14 protein-coding genes are annotated in these 26,467 nt (G+C 60.6%); 9 read left to right on the top strand and 5 right to left on the bottom strand.

Annotated elements, in window-relative coordinates:
- Positions 1-131 precede the first annotated feature (131 nt).
- From J5J10_RS18400 to pbpC, 4 genes are all read left to right on the top strand, one after another.
- A complete protein-coding gene (locus J5J10_RS18400) occupies positions 132-791 on the top strand; it encodes a YggS family pyridoxal phosphate-dependent enzyme (protein WP_211931299.1) in 660 nt (219 codons plus the stop codon).
- A 109-nt stretch (positions 792-900) separates the two neighbouring features.
- The gene (locus J5J10_RS18405; protein ID WP_211930972.1) at positions 901-2,814 is read left to right on the top strand and encodes a propionyl-CoA synthetase; all 1,914 of its coding nucleotides are present in this window, start codon (positions 901-903) and stop codon (positions 2,812-2,814) included.
- Between the two features lie 142 nt (positions 2,815-2,956).
- Complete coding sequence (locus J5J10_RS18410) at positions 2,957-8,416, top strand: alpha-2-macroglobulin family protein (RefSeq protein ID WP_211930973.1); 5,460 nt, start codon at positions 2,957-2,959, stop codon at positions 8,414-8,416.
- On the top strand, positions 8,413-10,500 hold the full coding sequence (gene pbpC / locus J5J10_RS18415) for a penicillin-binding protein 1C (RefSeq protein ID WP_211930974.1): 2,088 nt from the start codon (positions 8,413-8,415) through the stop codon (positions 10,498-10,500). Before J5J10_RS18410 ends, pbpC begins: the two co-directional genes overlap by 4 nt.
- Before the next feature lie 49 nt (positions 10,501-10,549).
- On the opposite strand, the gene J5J10_RS18420 is transcribed toward pbpC, so the two are convergent.
- A complete protein-coding gene (locus J5J10_RS18420) occupies positions 10,550-11,254 on the bottom strand; it encodes a DUF1013 domain-containing protein (protein WP_211930975.1) in 705 nt (234 codons plus the stop codon).
- A 230-nt stretch (positions 11,255-11,484) separates the two neighbouring features.
- Between J5J10_RS18420 and acs the strand changes: the two genes are divergently transcribed.
- On the top strand, positions 11,485-13,437 hold the full coding sequence (gene acs, locus J5J10_RS18425) for an acetate--CoA ligase (RefSeq protein ID WP_211930976.1): 1,953 nt from the start codon (positions 11,485-11,487) through the stop codon (positions 13,435-13,437).
- 41 nt (positions 13,438-13,478) lie between these two features.
- Here acs and J5J10_RS18430 read toward each other — a convergent pair whose 3' ends face one another.
- Positions 13,479-13,922 (bottom strand): thermonuclease family protein, encoded by a 444-nt coding sequence (locus tag J5J10_RS18430; protein WP_211930977.1) that lies wholly within the window; start codon positions 13,920-13,922, stop codon positions 13,479-13,481.
- Between the two features lie 47 nt (positions 13,923-13,969).
- Positions 13,970-14,215 carry a DUF1674 domain-containing protein gene (locus J5J10_RS18435; protein WP_249116774.1) on the bottom strand — a complete coding sequence of 82 codons (246 nt, stop codon included), beginning with the start codon at positions 14,213-14,215 and terminating at the stop codon, positions 13,970-13,972.
- Positions 14,216-14,301: 86 nt separating this feature from the next.
- Here J5J10_RS18435 and htpX point away from each other — a divergent pair, with 86 nt between their 5' ends.
- From htpX to purH, 4 genes are all read left to right on the top strand, one after another.
- Positions 14,302-15,264 carry a zinc metalloprotease HtpX gene (gene htpX / locus J5J10_RS18440; protein ID WP_211930978.1) on the top strand — a complete coding sequence of 321 codons (963 nt, stop codon included), beginning with the start codon at positions 14,302-14,304 and terminating at the stop codon, positions 15,262-15,264.
- Positions 15,261-16,640 (top strand): RsmB/NOP family class I SAM-dependent RNA methyltransferase, encoded by a 1,380-nt coding sequence (locus J5J10_RS18445; protein ID WP_211930979.1) that lies wholly within the window; start codon positions 15,261-15,263, stop codon positions 16,638-16,640. The genes htpX and J5J10_RS18445 overlap by 4 nt, the downstream gene beginning before the upstream one ends.
- A 219-nt stretch (positions 16,641-16,859) precedes the next feature.
- Positions 16,860-18,452, top strand: coding sequence for a heparinase II/III family protein (locus tag J5J10_RS18450; protein ID WP_211930980.1), 1,593 nt, complete (start codon positions 16,860-16,862; stop codon positions 18,450-18,452).
- Between the two features lie 111 nt (positions 18,453-18,563).
- Entirely contained in the window at positions 18,564-20,180 is a 1,617-nt protein-coding gene (gene purH, locus J5J10_RS18455) for a bifunctional phosphoribosylaminoimidazolecarboxamide formyltransferase/IMP cyclohydrolase (RefSeq protein WP_211930981.1), read from the top strand.
- A 34-nt stretch (positions 20,181-20,214) separates the two neighbouring features.
- Here the strand turns inward: purH and J5J10_RS18460 are convergent, their stop codons facing one another.
- On the bottom strand, positions 20,215-21,618 hold the full coding sequence (locus tag J5J10_RS18460) for an MFS transporter (protein WP_211930982.1): 1,404 nt from the start codon (positions 21,616-21,618) through the stop codon (positions 20,215-20,217).
- A gap of 41 nt (positions 21,619-21,659) precedes the next feature.
- On the bottom strand, positions 21,660-26,441 hold the full coding sequence (locus tag J5J10_RS18465) for an NAD-glutamate dehydrogenase (protein ID WP_211930983.1): 4,782 nt from the start codon (positions 26,439-26,441) through the stop codon (positions 21,660-21,662).
- Between the last annotated feature and the right edge of the window lie 26 nt (positions 26,442-26,467).

A 26,467-nucleotide genomic window follows, 5' to 3' on the forward strand; every position in this document is an offset into this window, starting at 1 on the left:
AAGCGTCAAGTTTAGGGCCACCCTTACAGCTTCCTCTTTGACAAGAAGGGGTAGCGTGGTTTTAAGACAGCCTACATATGGGATGGCACGTTCGATCCAACCAGAGACGGCAGACAGGGAACGGAATGATCATGACGCTTGAAGAACGGCTTCTGGACATATTGGGCCGAATTGACAGCGCAACGCGCGACGCCGGGCGCCCAGCGGGTTCGGTGCAGCTGGTGGCCGTCTCCAAGACCTTCGATGCAGATACTGTTCGTCATGCGATAATGGCCGGACAGCGTGTATTCGGTGAAAACCGAGTGCAGGAGGCACAACAGAAATGGCCCATTCTGAAAGCTGAAACGCCCGGCGTGGAGTTGCATCTGATCGGCCCGCTCCAGTCGAACAAGGCCGCTGACGCCGTCTCTCTTTTCGATGTCATTGAGACGGTGGATCGGGAGAAGATCGCACGCGCCCTTGCCGACGAGATGCGCAGGCAGGGGCGTCAGTTGCCAGTATATGTACAGGTGAACACCGGTCTCGAACCGCAGAAGGCCGGGATCGATCCGAAGGAGGTCGTCACCTTTGTTGCTTTCTGCCGTGAGCAACTGGGACTTTCCGTGATCGGATTGATGTGCATTCCTCCTGTCGACGAAAACCCTGGCCCCCATTTCGCGCTCCTTGCAAAGCTCGCGAAAGAGGCAGGTGTCGAGCGACTGTCGATGGGAATGTCGGGGGACTTCGAGACCGCTGTATCCTTCGGGGCGACGAATGTGAGGGTTGGCTCCGCCATTTTCGGCTCCCGATAACCCGACGATTTGACGAAGAGCAAATCCGATACCGCTTTCGTCTGGCTTTCCACCGGCAGCCTCGTTCCCCTAAATAGGGGCAGGTGCACTGGCGTCGGGAGGAACAGTCATGTCGGAGCGTTACCGGGAGGTTTATGAAACCTGGGAGCATGATCCAGAGGCCTTCTGGGCGACTGCTGCGGAGGGCATCGACTGGTTTAAACCAGCGTCCAAGGTATTTTCTCCGTCCGAGGGCGTGTACGGGCGGTGGTTTGCCGGGGCGGAAACCAATACATGCCACAACTGCATCGATCGGCATGTCGATGCCGGCCGTGGTGAGCAGACGGCCGTTATCTACGACAGTCCCGCATCCGGCACGAAGCGGATCTACAGCTACAACGACGTCCTCGCCGAGGTGAAGGCGATTGCTGCCGTCTTGAAGAACCACGGCATCGGGAAGGGTGACCGGGTTATCATCTACATGCCCATGATCCCCGAGGCTGTGTTCTCAATGCTGGCTTGCGCAAGGCTCGGTGCCGTGCACTCGGTGGTCTTCGGCGGGTTTGCAGCGCACGAACTCGCCACGCGCATAGACGATTGCGAGGCCAAGGCCGTCATCAGCGCAAGCTGCGGTCTGGAACCAGGTCGCGTGGTTGCTTACAAACCGCTCCTCGACCATGCCATCGATATGGCGAAAACTAAGCCCGCGTATTGCTTCATTCTCCAACGGGACCAGTTGCACGCCCCCCTGCGCTACGAGCACGGCGATGTGGATTTCGCGCACGCCATCGAGGTCGAAAAGGCCAAGGGAACGGAGATAGCCTGTACTCCGGTCGGCGCAACAGATCCGCTGTACATTCTTTACACCTCCGGCACCACCGGCCAGCCAAAGGGCGTCGTGCGCGACAATGGCGGGCACATGGTCGCCCTCGCCTGGACAATGAAGCACATCTACGGCGTCAAACCCGGCGAAGTTTTCTGGGCTGCTTCGGATATCGGCTGGGTCGTCGGGCATTCCTACATCGTTTACGGACCCCTGCTCGCAGGGAACGCCACGGTCATCTTCGAAGGCAAGCCGGTCGGCACACCTGACGCCGGAACGTTCTGGCGGGTTTGTGCGGAGCACGACGTAAAGGCATTGTTCACGGCACCTACCGCGTTTCGAGCGATCCGGCGAGAAGACCCGGATGCCGAACATATCCGCAAATATGATCTGAAGGGGCTCCGGACCCTGTTCCTCGCCGGTGAGCGAGCCGATCCGGAGACCATCAAATGGGCGGAGAGACACCTCAAGATACCAGTCGTCGATCATTGGTGGCAGACGGAAACGGGCTGGGCCATCGCTGCCAATCCTGTCGGATTGGGACTTCTTCCGGTTAAATACGGCTCGCCGGCCGTTCCGATGCCCGGCTACCATATCGAGATACTCGACGACGCGGGCCATGCGGTACCGTCCGGGACCCTTGGCAACCTGGTCGTAAAACTGCCTCTGCCGCCGGGGTGCCTGGTCACGTTCTGGAATGCCGACGAGCGTTTCCGGTCGTCATGCCTTGATGAGTTCCCGGGTTACTACAAGACGGCGGATGCCGGAATGGTCGACGAGGATGGCTACGTCTTCGTCATGGCGCGCACCGATGATATCATCAACTGCGCCGGCCACCGTCTGTCGACGGGTGCGATGGAAGAGGTTTGCGCGATGCATCCGGATGTCGCCGAGTGCGCGGTCATCGGTATTGCCGATGAATTGAAGGGCCAGATCCCATGCGGCTTCCTGGTCCTGAAGAACAACGTCAACAGGGACTTTTCGGCGATCCAACGTGAGGTTGTTCAACTGGTTCGAGACGAAATCGGGCCTGTAGCGGCATTCAAGACTGTCATGAAAGTCGAACGTTTGCCAAAGACAAGGTCAGGCAAGATCCTGAGAGGAACGATGCAGAAGATCGCCGACGGAATGCCCTGGAAGATGCCCGCCACGATCGACGATCCGGCAATCCTTGACGAAATTTCGGTGGTGCTGAAGCAGAACGGTATCGCAGCCAACTGAAATCCGGTGAGACAGTGCAGGCGAAAACCGGAAAGCTCAGCGTCCATCCGATCGACTCGTTACTGGCGTCACGCTGTCGTGATTGACAAGGCCGAGAAGTCTGAAAAACTGGTGCCATACACCAAGCCTTGGGAGGGACAGGATGTCCAGGCGCCGGTTTCTTGCGGTTGCTTCCGCAACCTTGATCGTTTCGTTTTCCACTCTCATATCAAATGCCTCGGAGACGACGAGGACGGTCGTCACAACCACCGATGCCGATTACTTTGGCTTCGACCTTCGAACCGAGCGAAATGTCTCACTGGAGCAGTGTGAGCAGACCTGCGTGGAAGACGATATCTGTCGCGCGTTCACCTATAATCCCAAGGCACGCTGGTGTTTTTTGAAATCTGATTTCGAAACACCCAACGCTTTCCCAGGAGCAATCGCGGGGCGCGTGGTCGAGGGCGGTGACAATGTCGATCTGGGGGCTCCTCCCGCGCTTGCCTTTGTTTCGGAGGCCATTCGCCAGCAGGCACGCGATCAGAAGGCAAACCTTTCCTTGCCGGATGGTTATGCCGGAATGGGTTTTGCCGGTCTTATTGGTTTCGCTCACTCGGAGCTTTCTGCTGGGCGGCCTGAGGGCGCTCTCTCGGCATACAAGGCGGCCTTGTCGATTGAGGCGGAAGATCCAGAAATCTGGCTCGACGCGGCACGTGCAGCGAATCGAATCGTCGGCAATCCCGACCTTCGGGCTGAAGGTGTTCCGCTCGCCTTTAATGCCTATCTTGTCAGTCGTACGGCCGGCAGTCGCGCCGGCGCGCTGGTCGCGCTTGCGGAAACCCTCGCAACAACGGAAAACTATCGCGCCGCATTGTCTGCGTATAGGGAAAGTCTCGCTTTGGTCGAAGCCGCACCTGTGGTGGCCGCTTATGAGGATTTGCGGGCGCGGTATGGATTCCGTGTCATTGATCATTCGATCGATTCAGATGGTGTCACGCCGCGGGCATGCGTGCAGTTCTCGGAGCCGCTGGTCAAGCGTGGTATCGATTACGAGAACTTCGTTCTTCTCGATGGGAAGGCGCCGCAGGCTGTCAGTACGAAGGAAAATCAGATCTGCGTGGAAGGACTTGTCCACGGACAACGCTACCAACTTCTCGTCCGGGCCGGGCTTCCCTCGTCGGTGGATGAAGACCTGCCGCAGGCCGTAAATCTCGATCTCTATGTGCGGGACCGCGCGCCCTCGGTGCGCTTCACCGGCGAGAATTTCGTTCTCCCGTCTACTGCACGCCGTGGTATCCCGCTTGTCACCATCAATACCGACAGCGTCGACCTGTCTCTCTTCCGAATTGGCGAGCGAGGCATTGCGCCGATGTTTGCCGGTGGACGCTTCCTCAACCAGCTCGACGGTTATGATGCCGAGCGGATCGAAGCGGAAACAGGCGAAATTGTCTGGAAGGGCACGCTGGAAACAGCGTCGGACGTGAACCGCGACGTCGTCACGAGCGTGCCCGTTGACGAAATCCTGAAGGAACGTCGGCCGGGTGTGTATGTCCTGACGGCGACGATTCCCAGCAAGCCTTCCGAAGAATGGGACAGTCGTGCGACACAGTGGTTTGTTGTTTCGGACATAGGGCTATCGACGTTCGCCGGGACCGACGGTCTTTCCGTGTTCGTTCGATCCCTGGCAACTGCCGAACCGTTGGAAGGCGTTGAGCTACAGCTCCTGGCGAAGAACAACGAGATTCTCGGCACAGCGACAAGCGACAAGGAAGGTCGCGCGATGTTCGCCGCCGGCCTCGTGAGGGGGGAAGCGGCACTTTCTCCCGCGGTCATGACAGCCCGCAAGGGTGAGGATGACTACGTATTTCTCGACATGACCAAAGCCGGCTTCGATTTGTCGGATCGGGGCGTGACCGGTCGTCCCGCACCTGGGGCAATTGACATCTTCGCGTGGACAGAGCGCGGTATCTATCGTCCAGGGGAAGTCGTCCATACGGCGGCCTTGGCGCGTGATGGAGATGCCTCCGCGATCGAAGGCCTGCCGTTGACGTTCATATTCGCTCGGCCCGATGGCGTCGAATATAGACGTATCGTCAGCAAGGGTGGTGATCTGGGCGGGCATTTCCTGGAATTACCCCTGTTGGCCAATGCCATGCGGGGGACATGGACCGTATCGGTCCACGCGGACCCGAAGCAATCGGCGATCGCCCGCAAGACGTTCCTCGTGGACGACTTCGTTCCGGACCGTATCGAGTTCGATCTCACTAGCACGGACACAGAAATCGAGCCGGGAACACCCCAGTCGGTGGCAATTTCCGGGCGCTATCTCTACGGAGCACCGGCCGCCGGACTGAGTTACGAGGGAGAAATCACGGTGCGGCCGACGCGGACGCGCCAGGGATTCGAGGGATACCAGTTCGGTCTGGTTGATGAAGAGTCCTCCGAAGATAGCCGGATTCCGATTGATGACGCTCAGCCGCTGGACGATGCCGGAAATGCCGTTCTCGACATCCTCGTGGATGAAGTTCCCGTCACGACGCAGATGTTGAATGCCGAGATCGTTGTCCGTCTGGGAGATGGCGGAGGAAGAGCGGTGGAACGAAAACTGGTACTGCCTGTTCGGCAGGATGGCCAGATGATCGGTATCAAGCCTGAATTCGATGGATCGGTTTCCGAGAATGCGTTGGCGCGCTTCCACGTTCTGGCTGTCGACAGCGATGGCAATCGACAGGAAGCGTCGGGCCTGCGTTGGAAACTGCTCAGGCTCGAGCGGAACTATCAGTGGTACCGGGAGGGAACCTCGTGGCGTTTCGAGCCCGTCGTCACAACCAGACAGGAAGCGGATGGGCGGGTCGATCTGACCTCCGACGGTGCGGAATTGTCCATTCCAGTGTCTTGGGGCCGATACCGCCTGGAGGTCGAGGGCACATCGGTAGACGCTCCGGCTACCAGCGTGGAGTTCGACGCGGGTTGGTACGTGGAACAGGCATCGACGGAGACCCCGGATGCTCTCGAGATATCTCTCGACCGCGAAAGCTACTTGGTGGGTGAAACCGCTGTCCTGAAGGTGTCGCCGAGGTTTGCCGGCAAGCTCCTTGTCACCGTTGGTACAGACAGGTTGCTGACAGCACTTAACGTAACCGTTGACGGAAACGCGGCAGAAATTCGCCTGCCCGTGACAGAGGCGTGGGGTGGAGGCACCTACATAACCGCCTCGCTCCACCGGCCAGGAGATGCCATCGAAAGCCGAATGCCGTCCCGAGCTATCGGTATTGCGTGGGCAACCGTGGATCCCGGCTCCGCAAAACTCTCGGTCAATCTTGCTGCCCCCGACAAGATTGAGCCGCGTCAGCCCCTCTCAATTCCCATCACTGTCAGCGGAGCGGGCAGCGATGACGAAGCCTACGTCGTGGTCGCCGCCGTCGATGTGGGTATCCTCAATCTGACGCGCCATGAGACGCCAGATCCCGACGGTTGGTACTTCGGGCAGCGGCGTCTTGGCCTGGAACTGAGGGACCTCTATGGGCAGTTGATCGATGGATCTCTCGGAGCCGCCGGGCGCGTTCGGACGGGAGGCGACGGCGCCCAGACGCCACTGCAGGGGGATCCTCCGAAAGAGACGCTGGTGGCGTTCTTCTCCGGTGCAATCCGCCTCGATGCCGAAGGTAAAGCCGAGGTTTCGTTTGATATCCCACAATTCAACGGCACCGTCCGTCTGATGGCCGTCGCCTGGTCGAGACAGGGCGTGGGCCACGCCGCCAAAGATGTCGTGGTGCGCGACCCGGTTGTCATTAGCGCAAATCTGCCGCGTTTCATGGCTCCGGGAGACGAAACCGAGTTTCGGATTGAATTCGCTGCAACCGATGTCCCTTCGGGCGGGTTCGATATCGCTTTGTCCTCGAACTCGGTCCTCGCAATTGTACCGCAGGATGCGATGCGGACGATTGAGCTGACGTCTGGGAAGACGGCGGCGATCACGGTCCCTTTATCCGCTGTCCGGGCGGGGGGCGGGACAATAGATCTTGCTCTGACGAACGGCAGCGGATTGCTTCTGGAGCGCCGGTTTGATCTCCGCGTCCGCCCTGCGGCGCTGCCGATCACGGAGCGTCGCGAACTGACGCTGTCACCCGGCGCCACGCTTGCCGTCGATGGTGAGCTGCTGTCAGACACCCTGCTGGATGACGCATCGATCAGCGTCAATGTCACCCGCGCATCTGGCCTCGATCCCGCTGCCATGCTCATGAGTCTCGATCTGTATCCTTATGGCTGCGCCGAGCAGACCACCAGCCGGGCATTGCCGCTTCTCTACTTCAACGAGATCGCGTCCATGACCGGACTGCCGGAAAGCGAAGAGATCGAGAAACGGGTTCAGGACGCAATATTCCGTCTCTTGTCCTTCCAGTCGTCCAGCGGGAGTTTTGGTCTCTGGGGACCCGGATATGGCGATATGTGGCTCGACTCCTATGTCACGGACTTCCTGACACGGGCGCGCGAGAAGGGGTACGACGTTCCGGCTGAAGCTCTGGTCCAGGCACTCGACAACCTTCAGAACCAGGTTGGCTATGGCCCTGACATCAGGGTCCAGGGAAACTCCGTCGCTTATGCGCTTTATGTGCTTGCCCGGAACAGGAAAGCGGCGCTGAGCGACCTGCGGTATTACGTCGATACGACGCTGAACGATTTTCCAACGCCCCTTGCCAAGGCGCATCTGGCTGCGGCGCTCGCACTGTATGGGGATGAGACACGTTCGAAGTCAGTGTTCCTAGATGCGGTGCAGATGTCCGAGCAGGCGTCCATCACCAAGATCAGCTACGACAACGCAAATTATGGATCGCCGCTACGCGATGCGGCTGCCATTCTGGCGCTGGCGGCGGAAAGTCAGCCAGTTCCACCGATCGTGCCCGAACTCACCCGAATGGTAGAGCGCGACTGGAAGCAGAAGCGCTATATCAGCACGCAGGAACTGAGCTGGGGTCTGCTAGCGGCACGGGCGCTGACCGCTGGCGACAATGGGATCAAGTTGGCTGTAGACGGAACTGCGCACACCGGTGCTTACAGAACCAGGCTGGAAGGGTCCGCAATCCTCTCCGACACGCTCGCGATCACAAACGAAGGTACCGAAAATGTGTCGGTCGCAATAACGACGGTGGCCGCGCCAGCCGTGCCGCTCGCTGCCGGTGGCGGCGGCTTTACGATCAATCGCGGCTACTACGACATGAGCGGCAACGAGGCCAACATTTCGGAGGCCAGTCAGAACGAGCGATACGTGGTGGTGCTGGAGGTGACGGAGAGCCTCGACTCTCCGCAGCAGATACTCATCACCGATCTGCTGCCGGCTGGATTCGAGATCGACAATCCAAGCCTCGTCGACAGCGCAAAACTGGAAAACTTCAGCTGGATCGGCGAGACCGAAACCGCCCACCTCGAGTTCCGCGATGACCGCTTCGTCGCTGCGATCGACAGGCCCCAAGGCAACAACGACGTGATCAGCCTGGCCTATGTGGTCCGTGCAGTTCGTCCCGGCACGTATGAGCATCCTGCGGCCTACGTGGAAGATATGTATCGGCCGGAACTGCAGGCTCGTACTGCGACAGGCCGGATGGCAGTGCAGGCGCGTCCGTGAACACCCGACTGTTCCTGGCGCTGGGTCTTTTCACGGCCTTGGCCGCTGCCGCATCGACTGCGGGTGTCCTCTGGGTTGACAAGAGGTTTCCTCCTCCCCTGGAGAAAGCGTCGATCGTGTCGACGGAACTGCTAGATGCCGACGGCGGTTTGCTGCGGGCGTTCGCCACCCCCGAAGGGCGGTGGCGTCTGCGAACGGAGACAGGTGATGTCGATCCGCGACTGATCGACATGCTGGTGGCGTATGAGGATCGGCGGTTCTGGGACCATCAGGGAGTGGATCCTCTTGCGCTTCTGCGCGCTGCTGGCCAACTGGTCGGGAATGGCAGAATCGTCTCCGGCGGTTCGACGCTGACAATGCAGCTGGCCCGGCTTCTGGATCCGGGTCGGCCCCGCACGTTCACGACAAAGCTCGTTCAAATTTTCAGGGCGCTTCAAATCGAGAGCCGGCTAAGCAAGAAGCAGATCCTGGACCTTTATCTGACGCTCGCACCGTACGGCGGCAATATAGAAGGCGTTCGGGCGGCAAGTCTCGCCTATTTCGGGAAGGAGCCGACCCGTTTGACGCTGGAAGAGTCCGCTCTTCTCGTAGCGCTGCCGCAGCTGCCTGAGGCCCGCCGTCCCGATCGCCATCCGGTGAATGCGGCCAATGCGAGAACGCGCGTCCTTAAGAGGCTCCTCTCGCTGGGGTTGGTTGAAGAGACGGAAGTTCAACGTGCGCAATTGACGCCGGTCCAAAAGGCGCGGCGCCAGCTCCCGGCGCTTGCCGCTCATCTGGCCGAGGCAGCAATAAAGCGGCAACCGGATGCTTGGGAGCATCGGTCGACGATTCGCAAGTCGATACAGGAGCAACTGGAGGCCGTCGCGCGCGAATCGGTGGCCCGGCTCGATGACAAGGTGGCTCTGGCGATCGTCATGGCGGATGCCCGAACCGGCGACGTCATAGCGGAGGTCGGCTCGGCGGATTATTTCGACCCGACTCGCTCCGGTTGGATCGATATGACGACGGTCAAGCGGTCGCCCGGTTCAACACTCAAGCCGTTCATATATGCACTTGCGTTCGAAGAAGGCGTGGTTGCGCAGGAGACTCTGGTTGAAGATCGACCGGCCGACTTCTTCGGCTACCGTCCCAGGAATTTCGACATGGCCTATCAAGGCGACGTCAGCGTGCGACAGGCGTTGCAGCTATCGCTCAACGTCCCGGCCGTGAAGCTGCTCGACACGGTGGGCCCGCTGAAACTCGCCGCTCGCCTTCGAAGGGCGGGGGTCGATCTGAAGCTGCCGCGCGACGAGGCGCCGGGGCTTGCCATCGCACTCGGGGGCGCCGGAGTAACGCTTCGCGAGCTTGTGCAGCTCTATACCGCTTTCGGCAATCGCGGCCGGCCGGTGCGCCTGACCGACGGGATTCGCGAGCCGGGACCCGACGTCGATGATGCCGCCATGATGGAGGCCAGCGCCGCATGGAACGTGGTTGACGTGCTTACCGGCGTTACGCCACCGCCCCAGCGCAGATCCATGGGCATAGCCTATAAGACAGGCACCAGCTATGGCTATCGTGATGCGTGGTCGGTCGGTTTCGACGGTCGATACGTGATCGGCGTCTGGGTTGGGCGTCCCGACAATGGCGCTGTCCCAGGGATGACGGGTTATGGCACCGCCGCGCCCATTCTTTTTGACGCCTTTGAGCGGTCCGGCCTGGTGGGAACACCCTTTCCGCCTGCTCCGGGTGGCGTAATGCGACGTGCTCTCGCTGATCTTCCGGCATCACTTCGTCGCTTCTCGACGGATTCCGATGGACTGTTGCAACTGTCTGGCCGGCAGAAGGCGCCCCAGATCGTTTATCCGCCCGATGGTGCTCAGGTCGAACTCGGACGCGCAGTCGATGGCACCCCATTACCGCTGGCTTTAAAACTCCAGGATGGCAGGCCACCGTTCCGGTGGCTCGCGGATGGGAAGCCTATGGCCGAGCAGAGCCGCTCGAGGGTCAGCCAATGGAGCCCTGAAGGCGGTGGCTATTCCAAGCTGACTGTCATCGATGCCCAGGGACGCGCAGCCAGCGTCGGCGTGTTCATCAAGTTGTTTTAACAGTGCAATAAAAGCCTGGTCGAGGGCCGGGCTTTCGAGGTCGCAACGATCAAAACCGATCGTCGTCCTCATCATCCTCGTTGCGGGTCGATTTCAGCGACTGCAGCTTGGCGAAGACGGCGTTGGCGTCGATTTCCTTCTCTTCCTCGCGCTGATAGTCGCTGCCGAGGAACTCGGTCTCGTTGGCGGACTGCAGGGTTGCGCCCAGCTCGGCAGCGGTCGGCAAAGGTCTGCCCTTGGATGCCTTCTCGACCTCGAGATCGAGATCGATCTGGCTGCAGAGGCCGAGAGTGACCGGGTCCATTGGCGTGAGGTTGGTCGAATTCCAGTGAGTCCGGTCGCGGATCTGTTCAATCGTGCTTTTGGTCGTGCCCACGAGACGCGAAATCTGGGCGTCCTTCAGTTCAGGATGGTTGCGGACGAGCCAGAGAATGGCGTTCGGGCGGTCCTGACGCTTGGAAACCGGAGTGTAGCGGGGCCCACGGCGTTTCGAGTCCGGGACGCGAACCTTCGGCTCCGAGAGCTTCAGCTTGTATGCCACATCGTTTTCACCGCGCTTGATTTCCTCGCGCGACAACTGGCCGGTCGAAATCGGGTCGAGCCCCTTGATTCCCTGCGCTGCCTCGCCGTCGGCGATTGCCTTTACCTCGAGCGGATGGAGCTTGCAGAACTGCGCGATCTGGTCGAATGAGAGCGCCGTGTTGTCCACAAGCCATACGGCGGTCGCCTTCGGCATGAGCAATGCTTGAGCCATCTGAAAATAGTCCTTCTCTCCGTCCGCGCCGGTGCTCGCGGGCCGTGGGTTTAAACCACAATTTCCGGGAATTTAGGGTCGTATAGCCGGAAATCCCGCGAATTGCAATTCTTTGTCCCGCAATGACCTTTGTCTAATTGTCGGGTCGGCGCATTTTGCTATGAATGAACTCGAATGGCTGGGGGCGAGGACCTTCGAAAAAGCCTGCGCATACACATGAGGAGGAGTTCATGTCTGCCAAGACCTATCCGGTTCTCAAGTCGGCCAAGAGCCGCGCTTTGATCGATAACGAAAAATATCTGAAATGGTATCAGGACAGTGTCGAGGATCCGGACAAGTTCTGGGACAAGCATGGCAAGCGCATTGACTGGTTCAAGCCGTACACGAAGGTCAAGAACACCTCGTTCAGAGGCAAGGTCCCGATCAAATGGTATGAGGACGGCATTACCAATGTGTCCTACAACTGCATCGACCGGCACCTGAAAACCCATGGCGAACGCACGGCGATCATCTGGGAAGGCGACAACCCCTATATCGACAAGAAGATCACCTACAACCAGCTGTACGAGCAGGTGTGCCGCCTCGCGAACGTGCTGAAGGCAAATGGCGTGAAGAAGGGTGATCGCGTCACCATATACATGCCAATGATTCCGGAGGCGGCCTATGCCATGCTCGCCTGCGCCCGCATAGGCGCCATCCACTCCGTCGTCTTCGGTGGCTTCTCGCCTGAAGCGCTGGCAGGTCGTATCGTCGATTGCGAGTCGACATTCGTCATCACCTGCGACGAGGGCGTTCGCGGCGGCAAGCCCGTGCCGTTGAAGGAAAACACCGATATCGCCATTGATATTGCCGCCAAGCAGTACGTGATCGTCAACAAGGTGCTTGTCGTCCGGCGAACCGGCGGCAAGATCGAATGGGCACCCGGCCGAGACCTCTGGTATCATCAGGAAACGGCGAAGGTTAAGCCGCATTGCGACCCGGTGAAGATGAAGGCGGAAGACCCCCTTTTCATCCTTTACACGTCCGGATCGACAGGCAAGCCGAAGGGTGTCCTGCACACCACCGGCGGATATCTCGTCTACGCGTCCATGACGCATGAATACGTGTTCGACTACAAGGACGGCGAGATCTACTGGTGCACCGCCGATGTCGGCTGGGTCACGGGGCACTCCTACATCGTCTACGGTCCGCTCGCGAACTGCGCCACCACGGTGATGTTCGAAGGTGTGCCGAATTTCCCGGATCAGGGACGCTTCTGGGAAGTGATCGACAAGCACAAGGTCAACGTCTTCTACACCGCCCCGACCGCCATCCGCGCTCTCATGGGAGCCGGAGACGACTTCGTGAAGAGATCTTCGCGGTCCAGCCTCCGCCTCCTCGGTTCCGTCGGCGAGCCCATCAATCCCGAAGCCTGGGAATGGTATTACAACGTGGTTGGCGATCAGCGCTCGCCGATCGTCGATACATGGTGGCAAACTGAAACTGGAGGTATTCTGATTACGCCTCTACCCGGCGCCACCGATCTCAAGCCCGGATCGGCCACCCGTCCGTTCTTCGGCATTCAGCCGCAACTCGTCGATAACGAAGGCAATGTCATCGACGGGGCAGCAGACGGCAATCTGTGTATCATCGACAGCTGGCCCGGTCAGGCGCGGACGGTTTACGGTGACCACCAGCGCTTTATTCAGACGTATTTCTCCACCTATAAGGGCAAATACTTCACCGGCGATGGCTGCCGCCGCGACGAAGATGGGTACTACTGGATTACCGGACGCGTCGATGACGTTCTCAATGTGTCAGGCCACCGTCTGGGTACCGCCGAGGTCGAATCGGCGCTCGTCTCGCACCACCTCGTTTCCGAAGCCGCAGTTGTCGGCTACCCGCACCCCATCAAGGGTCAGGGCATCTATTGCTACGTGACTCTGATGGCGGATCATGAGGGTGACGACAAGCTCCGCCAGGACCTCGTCAAACATGTCCGCACCGAGATCGGGCCGATCGCCACTCCGGACAAGATCCAGTTCGCTCCCGGACTGCCGAAAACGCGATCCGGCAAGATCATGCGGCGCATCCTGCGAAAGATTGCGGAGGACGACTTCGGCGCGCTCGGAGATACGTCAACGCTCGCCGATCCGGGTGTGGTCGATGACCTGATCGCCAATCGGCAAAACCGCGCTCCCTGACGATGTTTCGCCCCTCCTGCGCAAACGGGAGGGGCATCAATCTAGCAAAGAGGCGGTTCCTTTCGGCCACCGTCGTATGGCCTTGCGAGGCCTGCCGACAACATCGCGCTCCCCAGGTCCTGGCCATTCTTGAGGCGGACCGCAGCGACGATCCGGCCGTAATATTTGTCGCCGGCGATGTCCGTCAATTCAAGCGTCGCGTCCTCGGGGACAAGGCTCTTCAGCACGTCCTTCGCCTCGATGGCCCGACGCCGAGATTCGAGGCAGGACGAGCGAAGCTCTGGCGCATCGATCCCTCTCAGTCGCACATAGGTGACGATGCGATGATCCGGCCACGGCGTGGCCTCCACGAGCAAGGTATCACCGTCAATGACTTCGAGGAGATTGGCCGTCACAGGCCCGGACAGGCGCTGCCGTGACTCGGCATGCTGCACAGGAAGCGCGAGCGCCAGAAGCAAGGCCGTGATGTGTCGCAGCGATAACATGAGAGGAATATATTCCTCTTTCTGCCAGCGTGCAACGGTGCCAACGATCAGAAATCGATGGCTCGACCGTTGATCTCCCAGTCGCCGAAACGAGCGGGATCGGAACCGCCGCGTCCGCCGATCTCTACCGCGGGCGGACTTTCAGTCGCATCGCGGCGCCGCGCCTCAGCTTCCGCAAGCGCTCGCCTGGCCGCGGGACTCAGAGCCCTCTGATTCCCATCGCCAGATGCGGTCTGTCCCGCATTGTTGTCATTGTCCGCATTGGCGCCCATGACCGAATCGTTCCTTGCCATTATTGAAACTTGACGTGCGCTTTTTAAATCTAAGGCAGACTGATCGATGATCCAACCCCTGGGGTGGATTTGCACGGGAGAACGCCATGAACCTCATACGGACTGCCATGTTGCTCGCCTTCATGACGGCGCTGTTCATGGGTGTTGGTTATCTTATCGGTGGCCAGGGCGGCATGATGATCGCGCTCGTGATTGCCGCCGGGATGAATTTCTTCTCCTACTGGAACTCTGACCGCATGGTGCTGTCTGCCTATCACGCTCAGGAGGTGGATGAGCGGACGGCACCTGAATTCTACAACATGGTGAAGGATCTGACGGCGCGGGCGAACCTGCCCATGCCGCGCGTCTACGTTTTCGAAAACGACCAGCCGAACGCCTTTGCCACCGGCCGTAATCCGCAAAATGCCGCGGTCGCAGCGTCGACCGGTCTTCTGCGTAGTCTCTCGCCCGAAGAGGTGGCCGGGGTGATGGCTCATGAACTCGCGCATGTCGAAAATCGCGATACCTTGACGATGACGATCACCGCGACCCTCGCTGGCGCGATATCGATGTTGTCGAACTTCGCCTTCTTCTTTGGCGGAAGCCGGGATGATCGGAACAACCCGCTAGGTTTCGTCGGCATCCTGATTGCCATGATCGTGGCTCCGCTCGCTGCGATGCTGGTTCAGATGGCGATCAGCCGCACACGCGAGTATGCCGCTGATCGGCGGGGCGCGGAAATTTGCGGCAATCCCCGTTGGCTGGCGTCCGCGCTTGCGAAGATCGCCGGCGCCGCCACCCGAATTCACAACGACGATGCCGAGCGGAACCCGGCCACGGCGCACATGTTCATCATCAATCCCCTGTCGGGGCAACGGATGGACAACCTCTTCTCCACGCACCCGAACACGGAAAACCGGATCGCGGCGTTGGAACAGATGGCTACCGACGGGCAATTTCGCTCGACCGACCGGGATGTCGCTGCTAAGGCGGGGCGCAGGTCGCGCACTGTGCCGGACACGGGCTGGGGGCGTGGCGGAACAAGTTCACGTAAAGGTCCCTGGTCTTGAATTCAAATACAAAGGGCAATGTCGCCTCCCCTAAAGGTCGGGGAACTTTGCCCGAGAAGGCCGGACTGGAGGCGCGCGCAACGGCTGCGAGATTGCTGGCCGCCGTGGTGGATCGAAAAACCTCTCTCGACGGCATGCTGGACCCAGAACACGGAAATCCGGCATATCTGGCGCTCGATCCGACAGATCGAGGCTTGGTGCGCGCGATCGTTCAATCGTCGCTACGCTATCTGCCGCGCATTGAAGCAATCCTTGACCGCCTTCTCGCGACCCCACTGCCTGCCGGTGCCCGTTCATTGCAGCACGTGCTGGTGACGGGTGCGGCCCAGATCCTCTATCTTGACATACCAGATCATTCCGCCGTTGATCTCGCGGTGGAAATGGCCAACCGCGATCCGCGAAACAGGCGTTTCGCCAAACTGGTCAATGCGATCCTGCGCCGCGTCAGTCGTGACAAAGCAATCTTGCTGGAAGAGGTGTCGGGTATCGCCTGCGTTCCGTCGTGGTTCGAGCAACGGCTTGTCGACGCCTACGGCCGCGAACGTGCCATCAGCATCGCTGAGGCGATCCTGGAACCTGCCGCAATCGATCTGACGGTCAAGCAGGATCCCGAAGTCTGGGCAGCACGGTTGGAAGGCCGGTTGCTTCCGACTGGAAGTCTGCGTCTGCAGGCCTTCAAGGGTGCTGTCTCCGAGCTTGATGGATATGACGATGGCGCCTGGTGGGTTCAAGACGCGGCGGCCTGTCTGCCTGCCCAACTGTTCGGCAAAACTCTGGCCGGCCGGCGCGTCGCAGATCTTTGCGCGGCGCCCGGCGGAAAGACCGCGCAGCTCCTGCTTGCGGGTGCCGAGGTGGTTGCAGTCGAGCAATCGGCCAATCGTCTTCGCCGCATGCAGACCAATCTCTCGCGCCTCGGGCTGAGCGCGCAAACCGTGAAGTCGGATCTGCTTGCGCTGGATGCCGGTGACGGATTCGACGCAGTCCTGCTTGATGCACCGTGCTCATCGACAGGCACTATCAGACGTCATCCGGACGTTTTATGGACCAAGTCGCCGGAGGATATCGGGAAACTGGCCGAGGTGCAGGGACGGTTGCTTCGCCATGCCATGACACTTGTCCGGCCAGGAGGTCTGCTGGTCTTTTCGAACTGCTCGCTTGATCCGCTGGAAGGAGAGATGCTGGTCGAGAACGTTTTGTCGAACCGTAGCGATTTTGCGCGCGAACCGGTGCTACCGGAGAACTGGCCAGGTCTCGAGACCGCCATAACCGCAAAGGGAGAATTCCGCACCACGCCGGACATGCTGCTGCCTGCAGCGGACGGCATTGCGGGTGGAATGGATGGCTTCTACGCCTGCGTTCTCAGACGCCTTTCATGAAATCTTAATTCAAAGACCAGATGAATCAGATTTCGAACCTGCTAAAACAGGCGCCGTGACCGTGGTCGCATCTCCAAATCGGCGGTGGGCGAAAAGTGCGGTCAAAGCGCTGTGCGTACAGGTGAGCTCGTCGCGGATGCGCCACGGGTTTGAGAGCGAGGAAGCTTGATTCGGCTCTATGTGCGTGAGCTATGGCGCAGGACGCTCCGTCGATCCGCCATGCAGCCCCGTTTGCGGCTTGGCAGCTGGAAGCGGACGAAGCTGCTTGTTGCGCCGACCGATCTGCGGGCGATTGATCCCTTTGTTGCAGAGGAGATCATGCTGGGACGATTTCCTTTGGCGGGTCGCATTCTGGAGGTTGGCGAGGACTCGCCCTTCGCGCACGACATGCCGTCGGAGCTTTTTTCCGTCCGCCTGCAGTCCTTTTCCTGGCTCCGGCATATCCGTTCCAGCAAGGATGATGAATGCCGCGGACGAACGCGGTTCATTCTCGACGACTGGATCGATCGATACGGCTCCTGGGCAACCGGTGGGGCGTGGGAACCTGACGTGGCTGCACAACGCCTTATCGCTTGGCTGTCCCATTCCCCGATCGTGCTGCAGGGCGCCGATGCCGGCTTCTATCGCCGCTTTTTGTCGAGTGTCTACCACCACGTCCGTTATCTGGACCGAATGTGCGATTTTGCGCCCGACGGTCTTCCGCGGTTCAGGGCGCGCATCGCCCTGGCCTTTGCCTCGATCGCGATGGAGAATTCGACTTCATCGATCCGCCGCGCGTCCCGGGCACTCGATCGTGAGATCGAGCGGCAAATACTACCGGATGGTGGACATATCTCGCGAAACCCACAGGCCGCCGTCGAGCTTTTGCTCGACCTCCTGCCGCTCCGGCAAACCTACATAAACCTCGGCCATGAGGTGCCAAACCGCCTCATCCCGGCGATCGATCGCATGTTTCCGGCGATCCGCTTCTTCCGGCATCAGGGCGGCGATCTTGCGCTGTTCAACGGCGCCACTTTGACATTCGCCAATGATCTGATGGCGGTACTGCGCTACGACGAGACCGCCGGCCAGCCATTCAAGGCATTGCCCCACAGCCAGTTCCAAAGGCTGTCGGCGGGTGACACCGTGATCATCACCGATGTCGGTCGACCTCTGTCGGACGACCTTTCGCGCGTCGCGCATGCGGGCTGTCTTTCCTTCGAGATGTCCTCCGGCCGGCAGCGTTTCATCGTCAATTGCGGGTCGCCCCGGTTCGCCGGAAACAAGTTGCGGGAGATCGCGCGCGAAACCGCAGCCCACAGCACCGTGATCCTCGGCGACCGGTCTTCCTGTCGGATCTCGAGATCCGATTTTCTCGGTCCGATCTTCGTGGACGGCGTCCGGGAGATCGATGTCAACAGACAGACAGGGACGGATGGCAGCGACCGCCTCCTGGCACGGCATGATGGTTATCTCGGGCGGTACGGTGTTTTGCACGAGCGCGAAATCCGTCTCAGCGCGGATGGCAACAAGATCATCGGTCGGGACCGGATCCTTCTGCCGGACAGGGAGCCTGCGACGGGGGTCTATCCGGAGCCGGCGCTGGCGCGCTTTCATGTGCACCCTTCGGTCACGTGCACGCAACTTGACGAGCAGACGATCCGACTCGATAGCGCGAGTGGCGGAAGCTGGACCTTCAAGGCCATTGCCGGCACGGCTGCCCTAACGGAGGACGTTTTCTTCGCCGATCCGTCAGGGACACGGCCATCGGAACAGATCGAGTTGACGTTCCTCACGCCGGAGATCGTCTGGTCGTTTACCTATAGTGCCTGACGACACGGCGCTCTCCAGCCAAAGCGCGGTTTCATCCCGGCGAAAGCTGTGCTAGGCGCACCGCGAAGGTTTCCACCGTGAGCCTCAATCCACGCAGAGCGGAGTTGCGCCATGGCCGTCGTATCGAAGAAAACCCCTGTTCCCGATCTCGTTCCGGTAAAGACGGCCCTTTTGTCGGTATCCGACAAAACAGGTGTCATCGACCTCGCGCAGGCGCTTAGCGACGCAGGCGTGCGCCTTCTGTCGACAGGCGGAACGCACAAGGCCATAGCCGCCGCCGGCCTGCCGGTGACTGACGTCTCCGACGTTACCGGATTTCCCGAAATCATGGATGGTCGCGTCAAGACCCTTCATCCCAACGTACATGGTGGCCTGCTGGCCATACGTGATGATGCCGAGCACGCGGCGGCGATGGCGGAGCATGGGATAGAGGGCATCGATCTCGCGGTCATCAATCTCTATCCGTTCGAGGAGGTCCGTGCCCAGGGCGGGGATTACCCGACCACCGTCGAAAACATCGACATCGGTGGACCGGCCATGATTAGGGCGTCCGCCAAGAACCACGCCTATGTCGTGGTTCTGACCGATCCCTCCGACTACCGGGGACTGCTCGAGGAACTCTCGTCAAACGGTGGGGCGACACGATATGGATATCGTCAGCGCATGGCGGCAAAGGCCTACGGGCGTACCGCCGCCTACGATGCGACGATTTCGAACTGGCTCTGCGAAACGCTGGCCATCGAGACGCCGGATTACCGCGCGATCGGGGGCGCTTTGAAGGAGAGGATGCGTTACGGTGAAAATCCGCATCAGTCGGCCGCCTTCTACGTCACCGGCGAAGGCCGTCCCGGTGTCGCAACCGCCGAGTTCCTTCAGGGCAAGCAGCTTTCCTATAACAACATCAACGACACCGATGCGGCTTATGAACTGGTGGCGGAATTCCTGCCACAGAACGGGCCGGCCTGCGCCATCATCAAGCACGCCAATCCGTGCGGCGTAGCGACCGGCGCGACGCTCGTGGATGCCTATATGCGCGCGCTTTCTTGCGACGCGGTCTCGGCGTTTGGAGGGATCGTCGCGCTGAACCAGACCCTGGATGCGGCGACCGCAACGGAGATCGTCAAGCTCTTCACGGAGGTGATCATCGCGCCTGACGTTGACGAAGAGGCACGAGCCATCATCGCGTCCAAGCCCAATCTCCGCCTGCTGAAAGCGGGCGGGCTCCCTGACGCCCGCGCCGCCGGGTTGACGGCCAAGACGGTGTCGGGCGGCCTTCTCGTCCAGTCGCGAGACAATTTGGTGGTGGAGGACCTGCAGCTCAAGGTCGTTACCAAGCGCGCCCCGACGCCGACGGAGCTGGAAGACATGAAGTTCGCCTTCAAGATCGCCAAGCATGTCAAATCGAACGCGGTCATCTACGCGAAGGATGGACGCTCTGTGGGCATTGGCGCCGGTCAGATGAGCCGCGTCGATTCGGCCCGGATCGCCGCCATGAAGGCCGAGGACGCCGCGCGCGCCATGGGTCTCGAAGCGCCGTTGACGCACGGATCGGCCGTGGCCTCGGAAGCCTTCTACCCGTTCGCCGACGGACTTCTTGCGGCAATTGCGGCGGGCGCGACGGCCGTTATACAGCCGGGTGGATCCATGCGCGACGAGGAGGTGATTGCCGCCGCTGACGAGCACGGTGTCGCCATGGTGTTCACGGGTGTCCGCCATTTCCGGCATTAAGCCGGTTTCGGGTGGGTATCCACGAACCGTTACGTTAGGCGCGGCCTTGGCTCTCGGGTTGGTGCGCGGGGTAAGGCACCCGCAGCATCGCCAGCAGTCCGATGAGCAGGAATACGACGAGCGCGGCCATGCCCATCCGCGCCGAGCCGGTCGCTGTCGTCACCACGGCAACGGCCAGTGGCGCTGTAAACGCCGTGGCGCGGCCCGACAAGGCGAACAGTCCGAAATACCGGCCTGCCTCATCCGGGGAAACGCTGCGCGCCAGATAGGATCGGGCCGATGCCTGGACGGGGCCGAATGCGAGGCCTATCAGCAGACCGTAGAGTATATAGGCTTTCTCCGCCGCCGTTCCGAACAAGCCGCCATGGTCGGTAGTTGAGAGTTCCAGCCATCCGAAGAGAGTGAAGCCCGGTCCTGTCGAGACGATACCGACGGTCGCGATCGTCAGGAGCGCGAGACTGATGACCACGACCCGTTTTGAGCCGATCTTGCTGTCCAGTCGCCCAGCGAACACGCAGCCACCGATGGCGACAACATTGAGAATAATCCCATAAACGCCGAGTTCGAGCGTCTGCCAGGCGAACATGCCGGCCGCAAACGTCCCGCCCAATGCCAGTAGCCCGTTGACACCGTCCTGGTAGATCATGCGAGCGATGAGAAATCTCAGGATTCCGCGCCGCCTCTTCAGCTCTCCGAACGTGGCCCGGATTTCGCCGAGACCAGTTCGAACGGCGGCGGCGAAGGGTTTTCGACGCTGCTGGTCCGGTGTGAAGAGAAACATTGGAAGTATGAATATCAGATACCAGACTGCCGAGATCGGACCGGTGATGCGTGCATCCTCACCGAGCGCCGGGTCAAGGCCGAAGAGCGGCTGGAGGCCCAGGATCGTCCTGCCGGTGTTGGGGCTGCCGGCCAGCAGCGTGACCATGATGATCAGGACGATCATGCCACCCAGATAACCCAGACCCCAGGCGATGTTCGAAATCCGTCCCGCCTCCGAGGGCGACACGAGGCCAGGCATCATCGAATCGTTGAAAACGATGGAAAACTCGGCCGCGACCGTGGCCAGGACAATGAGGGTCAGCGCAAAGACGAGGCTCGAGCCGGGCGTGGCATACCAAAGCGCCGCGAGGGCGAGGATCTTCACGGCGGCGAAGATGGCGATCCACGGTTTGCGGGGACCGGTCGCATCGGCGATGGCGCCGAGAATCGGCGACAGGAGCGCGATCACGATTCCGGATATGGTGATCGTATAGCTCCAGGCCGCCTGGCCCGCGGCATGGTCTTCGGTCATGCGGGACACGAGGTATGGCCCGAAGATGAACGTGGTGATCACGGTAAAGAACGGCTGCGCCGCCCAATCGAAGAACATCCAGCCGACGATTCCCCTCTGGGCGACCTTCGACGCCGATCCGTCCACCGACGTCGCGCTGCTCATGCCTCAAGACGACCTTTCACCGTTGAAGAGAGCAAACAGTCTCACGTTGTCCGGTCTTCCGCAAGATCGCTCACGAGACCGGCGGCCACGACGATTTTCGCCAGGCTTGCCTCTCCGCTGTCGATGAGCACCCGCAGTTCGTCGCGGACCCGATCGAGGCGTCTCGCATTTTCCGCAGCCCAGCGTCCGACGGGATCCCGGTCATTGCCCTGCTGCGTCAGCGCCGCGCACACGATTCGCCTGCGGGCTTCGCGAATCCGGTCCACGCCACGCATCAGCGCCTGGCTGTCGTAGTGGTCCGCGGTGGTGACGCGGGAGGCCAAAGACAGCAGGTCGTCTATCCTGAATGCCGCCGTGGCCGCGAAATAGCCCTCAGCGGCCTTTGCCAAAGTCATCCGCGTCAGGTCTCTTATCTGCATGATCTCAGGCGTGATCACCAGAGATTGGAGATGGCAGACATCGACCGCGACATCGCGCGGTACGCCGGCCGCGACCAGTTCGCCGATTTCCCGTTCAACCTCTTCCGCGACACTGGCGGGCTGGATCTGCCGGATCGTCGTGCCGGCCGCCTTGACCGCCTTTGACAGGTTCTCGAGAGCGGTGGTCAGATCGGACGTCACCGTTCCCGTTTCGAGAAGAAGCCGGGTCAGGTCGAAGTAAATCTTTCCGGCACCGGCATAGAGCCTGTTCTGGACATCGCCGGCTATTTTCCCATCCAGGGCGTCGAGCCTTGCCCAGAGGGCCGGAAGGTCGAGAGCGTCGCGGACCAGAAGAGCTGTCTTGACGATGTCGGCAGACAGGGCGCCGGTGGCGTCGACCATGCTGACGATAAAGCCCGGGCCGCCGCGGTTGATGACATGATTGGCGAGAACCGTTGCGATGATTTCGCGCCTCAGCCGATGATCGAGGATGTCCTGCCTGAAGGACTTGCGCATCTTCGCCGGGAAATAGTCGAGAAGCACCTTCTCGCAATAGGGATCGTCAGGCAGCGTGCTCGCGACCAGTTCATCAAACAGCACGATCTTGGCGTATGACAGCAGGACCGCGATCTCCGGCCGTGTCAGCGTCCGGCCCGATCCATACCGCTCGGCGAAGGCGTCATTGTCCGGCAGGGTCTCGACGCGTCGATTGAGCCGCCCCTGCGCTTCCAGCACGCCCATCACGCGGCCGAGCTCTTCCCGGTTCTGTCCACCCTTCAGTTCCGTCAGTGAAATCGCGAGTGTCTGCAGGTAGTTGTTGCGCAAGACCAGCCGCGCGACCTCTTCGGTCATCTCTGCAAGCAGTCGGTCACGCTTAGGCCGCGGCAGCCGACCCTCCTTCATGGCGGGGGCAAGCGCGATCTTGATATTCACCTCGACGTCCGAAGAGTTCACGCCAGCCGAGTTGTCGATAGCGTCGGAGTTGATCCGGCCGCCGGCAAGGGCAAAGGCGATGCGACCCTTTTGCGTCACACCCAGGTTGGCGCCCTCGCCGATCACCTTTGCGCGTACCTCGTCGGCGGTAACGCGGATCGCGTCATTCGCCCTGTCGCCGACTTCGGCATCCGTCTCGGTCGCGCTCCGGATATAGGTCCCGATTCCGCCGAACCACAGAAGATCCACGTCCGAGCGAAGGATCGCGGACATGATCTCGAACGGAGACGCCTTGTCCTGCGAGAGACCGATTGCCCTCTGTGCCTCTGGCGTCAGAGCGACTGTTTTCTGGTTGCGCGATATGATCATCGCCCCCTTGGACAGCCGGCTCCGATCATAATCCTGCCAGCTCGATCTCGGCAGTTCGAAAAGTCGTTTGCGCTCCGCGAAGGAGAGGTCCATGTCCGGATCCGGGTCGATGAAGATATCACGGTGATCGAATGCGGCGACAAGCCGGATCTTCTCGGACAGCAGCATGCCATTGCCGAAGACATCGCCGGACATATCGCCAACGCCCGCCACGGTGAACGGCGTCGTTTGAATGTCGATGTTCATCTCACGGAAGTGGCGCTTTGTTGCCTCCCAGGCGCCGCGTGCGGTAATGCCCATCTTCTTGTGGTCGTAACCGGCTGATCCACCCGATGCGAAGGCGTCGTCCAGCCAGAAACCCGCATCCTGCGCCAGCCCATTGGCGGTATCGGAGAAGGTAGCGGTGCCCTTGTCGGCGGCTACCACGAAGTATGGGTCGTCCTCATCAAGTCGCACCGTCTCGGCCGGGGGCACCACCTTGCCATCTTCGATGTTGTCGGTGATCGACAGCAGAGTGCTGATATAGGTCTTGTACGCTTCGGTGCCGGCTCGCAGCCATTCGTCGCGGCTGGTGGCGGTGCCAAGGTTCTTCGGGAAGAAGCCGCCCTTGGCGCCGACGGGAACGATCACGGCGTTCTTCACCTGCTGAGCCTTCACAAGACCCAGGACTTCGGTGCGGTAATCCTGTGCCCTGTCAGACCAGCGCAAGCCGCCGCGCGCGACCTTTCCGAAGCGCAGATGAACGCCTTCCACCATGACGCCGAAGACGAAGATTTCTCGGAACGGACGCGGCTCCGGCAGACCCTCCAGCCGGCCCGGATCGAACTTGAACGCCAACATCGGCTTTGGCTTGCCATCGGTTGTCTGGAAGTAATTTGTACGCAGCGTCGCCTCGATCGCGTTCAGGTAGCGCCTCAGAATTTTGTCCTCGTCGAGGCTTGGGACGCCAGCAAGTCCGGCTTCGATCGAGCGACGAATATCGGCTGTGCGCTGGGCCCGGCTTCGTTCGTTCAAGGAGGGATCGAACGTTGCAACAAAGAGGCTGAACATCGCCTCGGCGATACGCGGATATTTGGTCAGCGTGTCGGCGATATATTCCTGCGAGTAGACAATCCCCGCCTGGCGCAGATAGGCGGCGTAGGCGCGCAGGACCGTGACCGCTCTAGCCGTAAGGCCGGCGGAGAGAACGAGCCTGTTGAAGGCATCGTTGTCGACGCGGCCATTGAAGGCGTCCAAAAAGGCTTCCTTCGCCAGGAGGCCGTCGCTTGCGAGAGTGAACTGTCCGCCGGATTGCAGCTGCAGTTCCATGTCGTGCAACACGACCAGGCGGTTTTCGTCGCCGACGGCGATCGTGATATCGAATGTGCGCTCGCTGATGACGGTAAAGCCGAGATTTTCGAGAAGCGGGACACGCCGCGACAGAGGCAGATGCGCTCCCGAATGGAAGATCTTCAGGTAGAGACCTGTTCCGGCACCCGTGTCCGCTTCATGGAACTCGATGCTGATGCCGGGTCCGCTGACGCACGCGTGTATATGGCGAAGGTCCGACACGGCCTCCTCCGGGGAGAATGTCTCCTGGTAGGCGCGGCCGACCTGAACGTTGGATGCCTGGGGGCCGGCCTTGGCGAGGAACTCGTCGTCCCAGCGGGTGGTGATTTCGCGGACCTTTTCCTCAAGGCGCGGCTGCGCGACCCTTGGCGTCTTGCCCCCGGAGCGTCCGATAATGATATGGACGCGTGCCACACCGCCCTCGGGGAAAGCCGGGTAATAGGCGGAAACGTGGCCTTCATAAACCGAGCAGAAGTACTCGCCGATTTTCTCGCGAACCAGGGAGTTGTAGTCCTCCTTCGGAACATAGACGATGAGGGACACGAACCGGTCGAAGCGATCGATACGCGGGAGAACCCTGACCCGCGGTCGCTCGGCCAGATCCATGATCTGCTCGGCGAACCGGGTGAGCAGATCCGGATCGATCTGGAACAGGTCGTCACGCGGGTAGGATTCGAGGGTGTTCTGAAGGATTCGTCCGGAATGGCTTTGGGGATCGAACCCGAAGTGGTCGATGGTCCGCTCGACCTTTGCCCGCAGCAGCGGGATCTGGTTGACCGAGCGCGTGTATGCCGTGGAGGTAAACAGTCCGACGATCCGCAATTCGCCGACGACCCTGCCATTGGCATCGAACCGCTTCACGCCGACATAGTCCATGTAGGCCCGGCGATGAACCACCGATTTGACGTTGGCCTTGGTGACGATCAGGAAGTCAGGTCCCTGCAGGAAGGCAAGGATCTCGGGTGTGGTCATGACGGCGTGTTTGCCCTGTCGCAACACCAGAACGTCGGGATCCGACAGAATTCCGAGGCCAGGCTGGTCTCCGCGTCTTACCTGCGCATCGGTCCCGTCCCCTGAATAAATGTATTCCCGCATCCCGAGGAAGGTGAAATTGTCGTCGCGCAGCCACTCGAGAAGGGCAACGGCCTCGTCCCGATCGGACTTACGGCGCCCGGCTTCATACGATCGCAACTGTGCGATGGCTCCGTCGAGCGTAGACAACATCGATTTCCAGTCGCTCGATGCCAGCTTGACCTGACTGAGAACATGGCTCAGCCGCTCTATCAGCGCCTCGATCTGAGTGGCTCCGAGCGGTGCGAGATGTAGCTGGATGTAACTTATGCGCCGCTCCACGCCCTCCAGCGCCATGTTTGCGGGCGTTGCCGCTCCTGTCGTCGCGTCAATGGCGAGAATCGGATGGATGGCGAGGTAGAGGTCACGGCAGGCAGCCGTCACTTCGCCCATGACCGAATCGTAGAGGAACGGTTTGTTGACGTCGACGATAGAGAGCACGACGACCGGAACGCCCGCCGGCTCGACGCCAGACAGCGGTGCGGCAATGACACTCGGCTTCGTGCCGTCCCAGGCGGCGAGGTCAGCTGCCGCACGAACGGCTGAAAAGGCAAGCATTTCAGGGGTGTAGTTTTCCAGGTCATCGGCGCTTGCCCGGGCGAAAAGGGTTGAGGGAGCGACGAACGGCTCGCCTATGGCCTCGGCGATCATCCGCGCGCTGTCGAAGCGTTGCTCGCGTTTGGTCTTTCGTGCGTTCGGCATGATCGTTTCCTCCGGTATTGCTCATT

Origin of the sequence: Ciceribacter sp. L1K23 (genome assembly GCF_018122705.1) — a bacterium.
In the GTDB taxonomy this organism is placed as follows: Bacteria; Pseudomonadota; Alphaproteobacteria; order Rhizobiales; family Rhizobiaceae; genus Allorhizobium.

Coding starts and splice junctions, on each gene's coding strand:
- J5J10_RS18400 (WP_211931299.1), top strand. CDS start 132: ATGACGCTTGAAGAACGGCTTCTGGACATATTGGGCCGAATTGACAGC.
- J5J10_RS18410 (WP_211930973.1), top strand. CDS start 2,957: ATGTCCAGGCGCCGGTTTCTTGCGGTTGCTTCCGCAACCTTGATCGTT.
- J5J10_RS18430 (WP_211930977.1), bottom strand. CDS start 13,922: ATGTTATCGCTGCGACACATCACGGCCTTGCTTCTGGCGCTCGCGCTT.
- J5J10_RS18405 (WP_211930972.1), top strand. CDS start 901: ATGTCGGAGCGTTACCGGGAGGTTTATGAAACCTGGGAGCATGATCCA.
- J5J10_RS18460 (WP_211930982.1), bottom strand. CDS start 21,618: ATGAGCAGCGCGACGTCGGTGGACGGATCGGCGTCGAAGGTCGCCCAG.
- purH (WP_211930981.1), top strand. CDS start 18,564: ATGGCCGTCGTATCGAAGAAAACCCCTGTTCCCGATCTCGTTCCGGTA.
- J5J10_RS18420 (WP_211930975.1), bottom strand. CDS start 11,254: ATGGCTCAAGCATTGCTCATGCCGAAGGCGACCGCCGTATGGCTTGTG.
- J5J10_RS18465 (WP_211930983.1), bottom strand. CDS start 26,441: ATGCCGAACGCACGAAAGACCAAACGCGAGCAACGCTTCGACAGCGCG.
- htpX (WP_211930978.1), top strand. CDS start 14,302: ATGAACCTCATACGGACTGCCATGTTGCTCGCCTTCATGACGGCGCTG.
- J5J10_RS18435 (WP_249116774.1), bottom strand. CDS start 14,215: ATGGCAAGGAACGATTCGGTCATGGGCGCCAATGCGGACAATGACAAC.
- J5J10_RS18450 (WP_211930980.1), top strand. CDS start 16,860: ATGCAGCCCCGTTTGCGGCTTGGCAGCTGGAAGCGGACGAAGCTGCTT.
- acs (WP_211930976.1), top strand. CDS start 11,485: ATGTCTGCCAAGACCTATCCGGTTCTCAAGTCGGCCAAGAGCCGCGCT.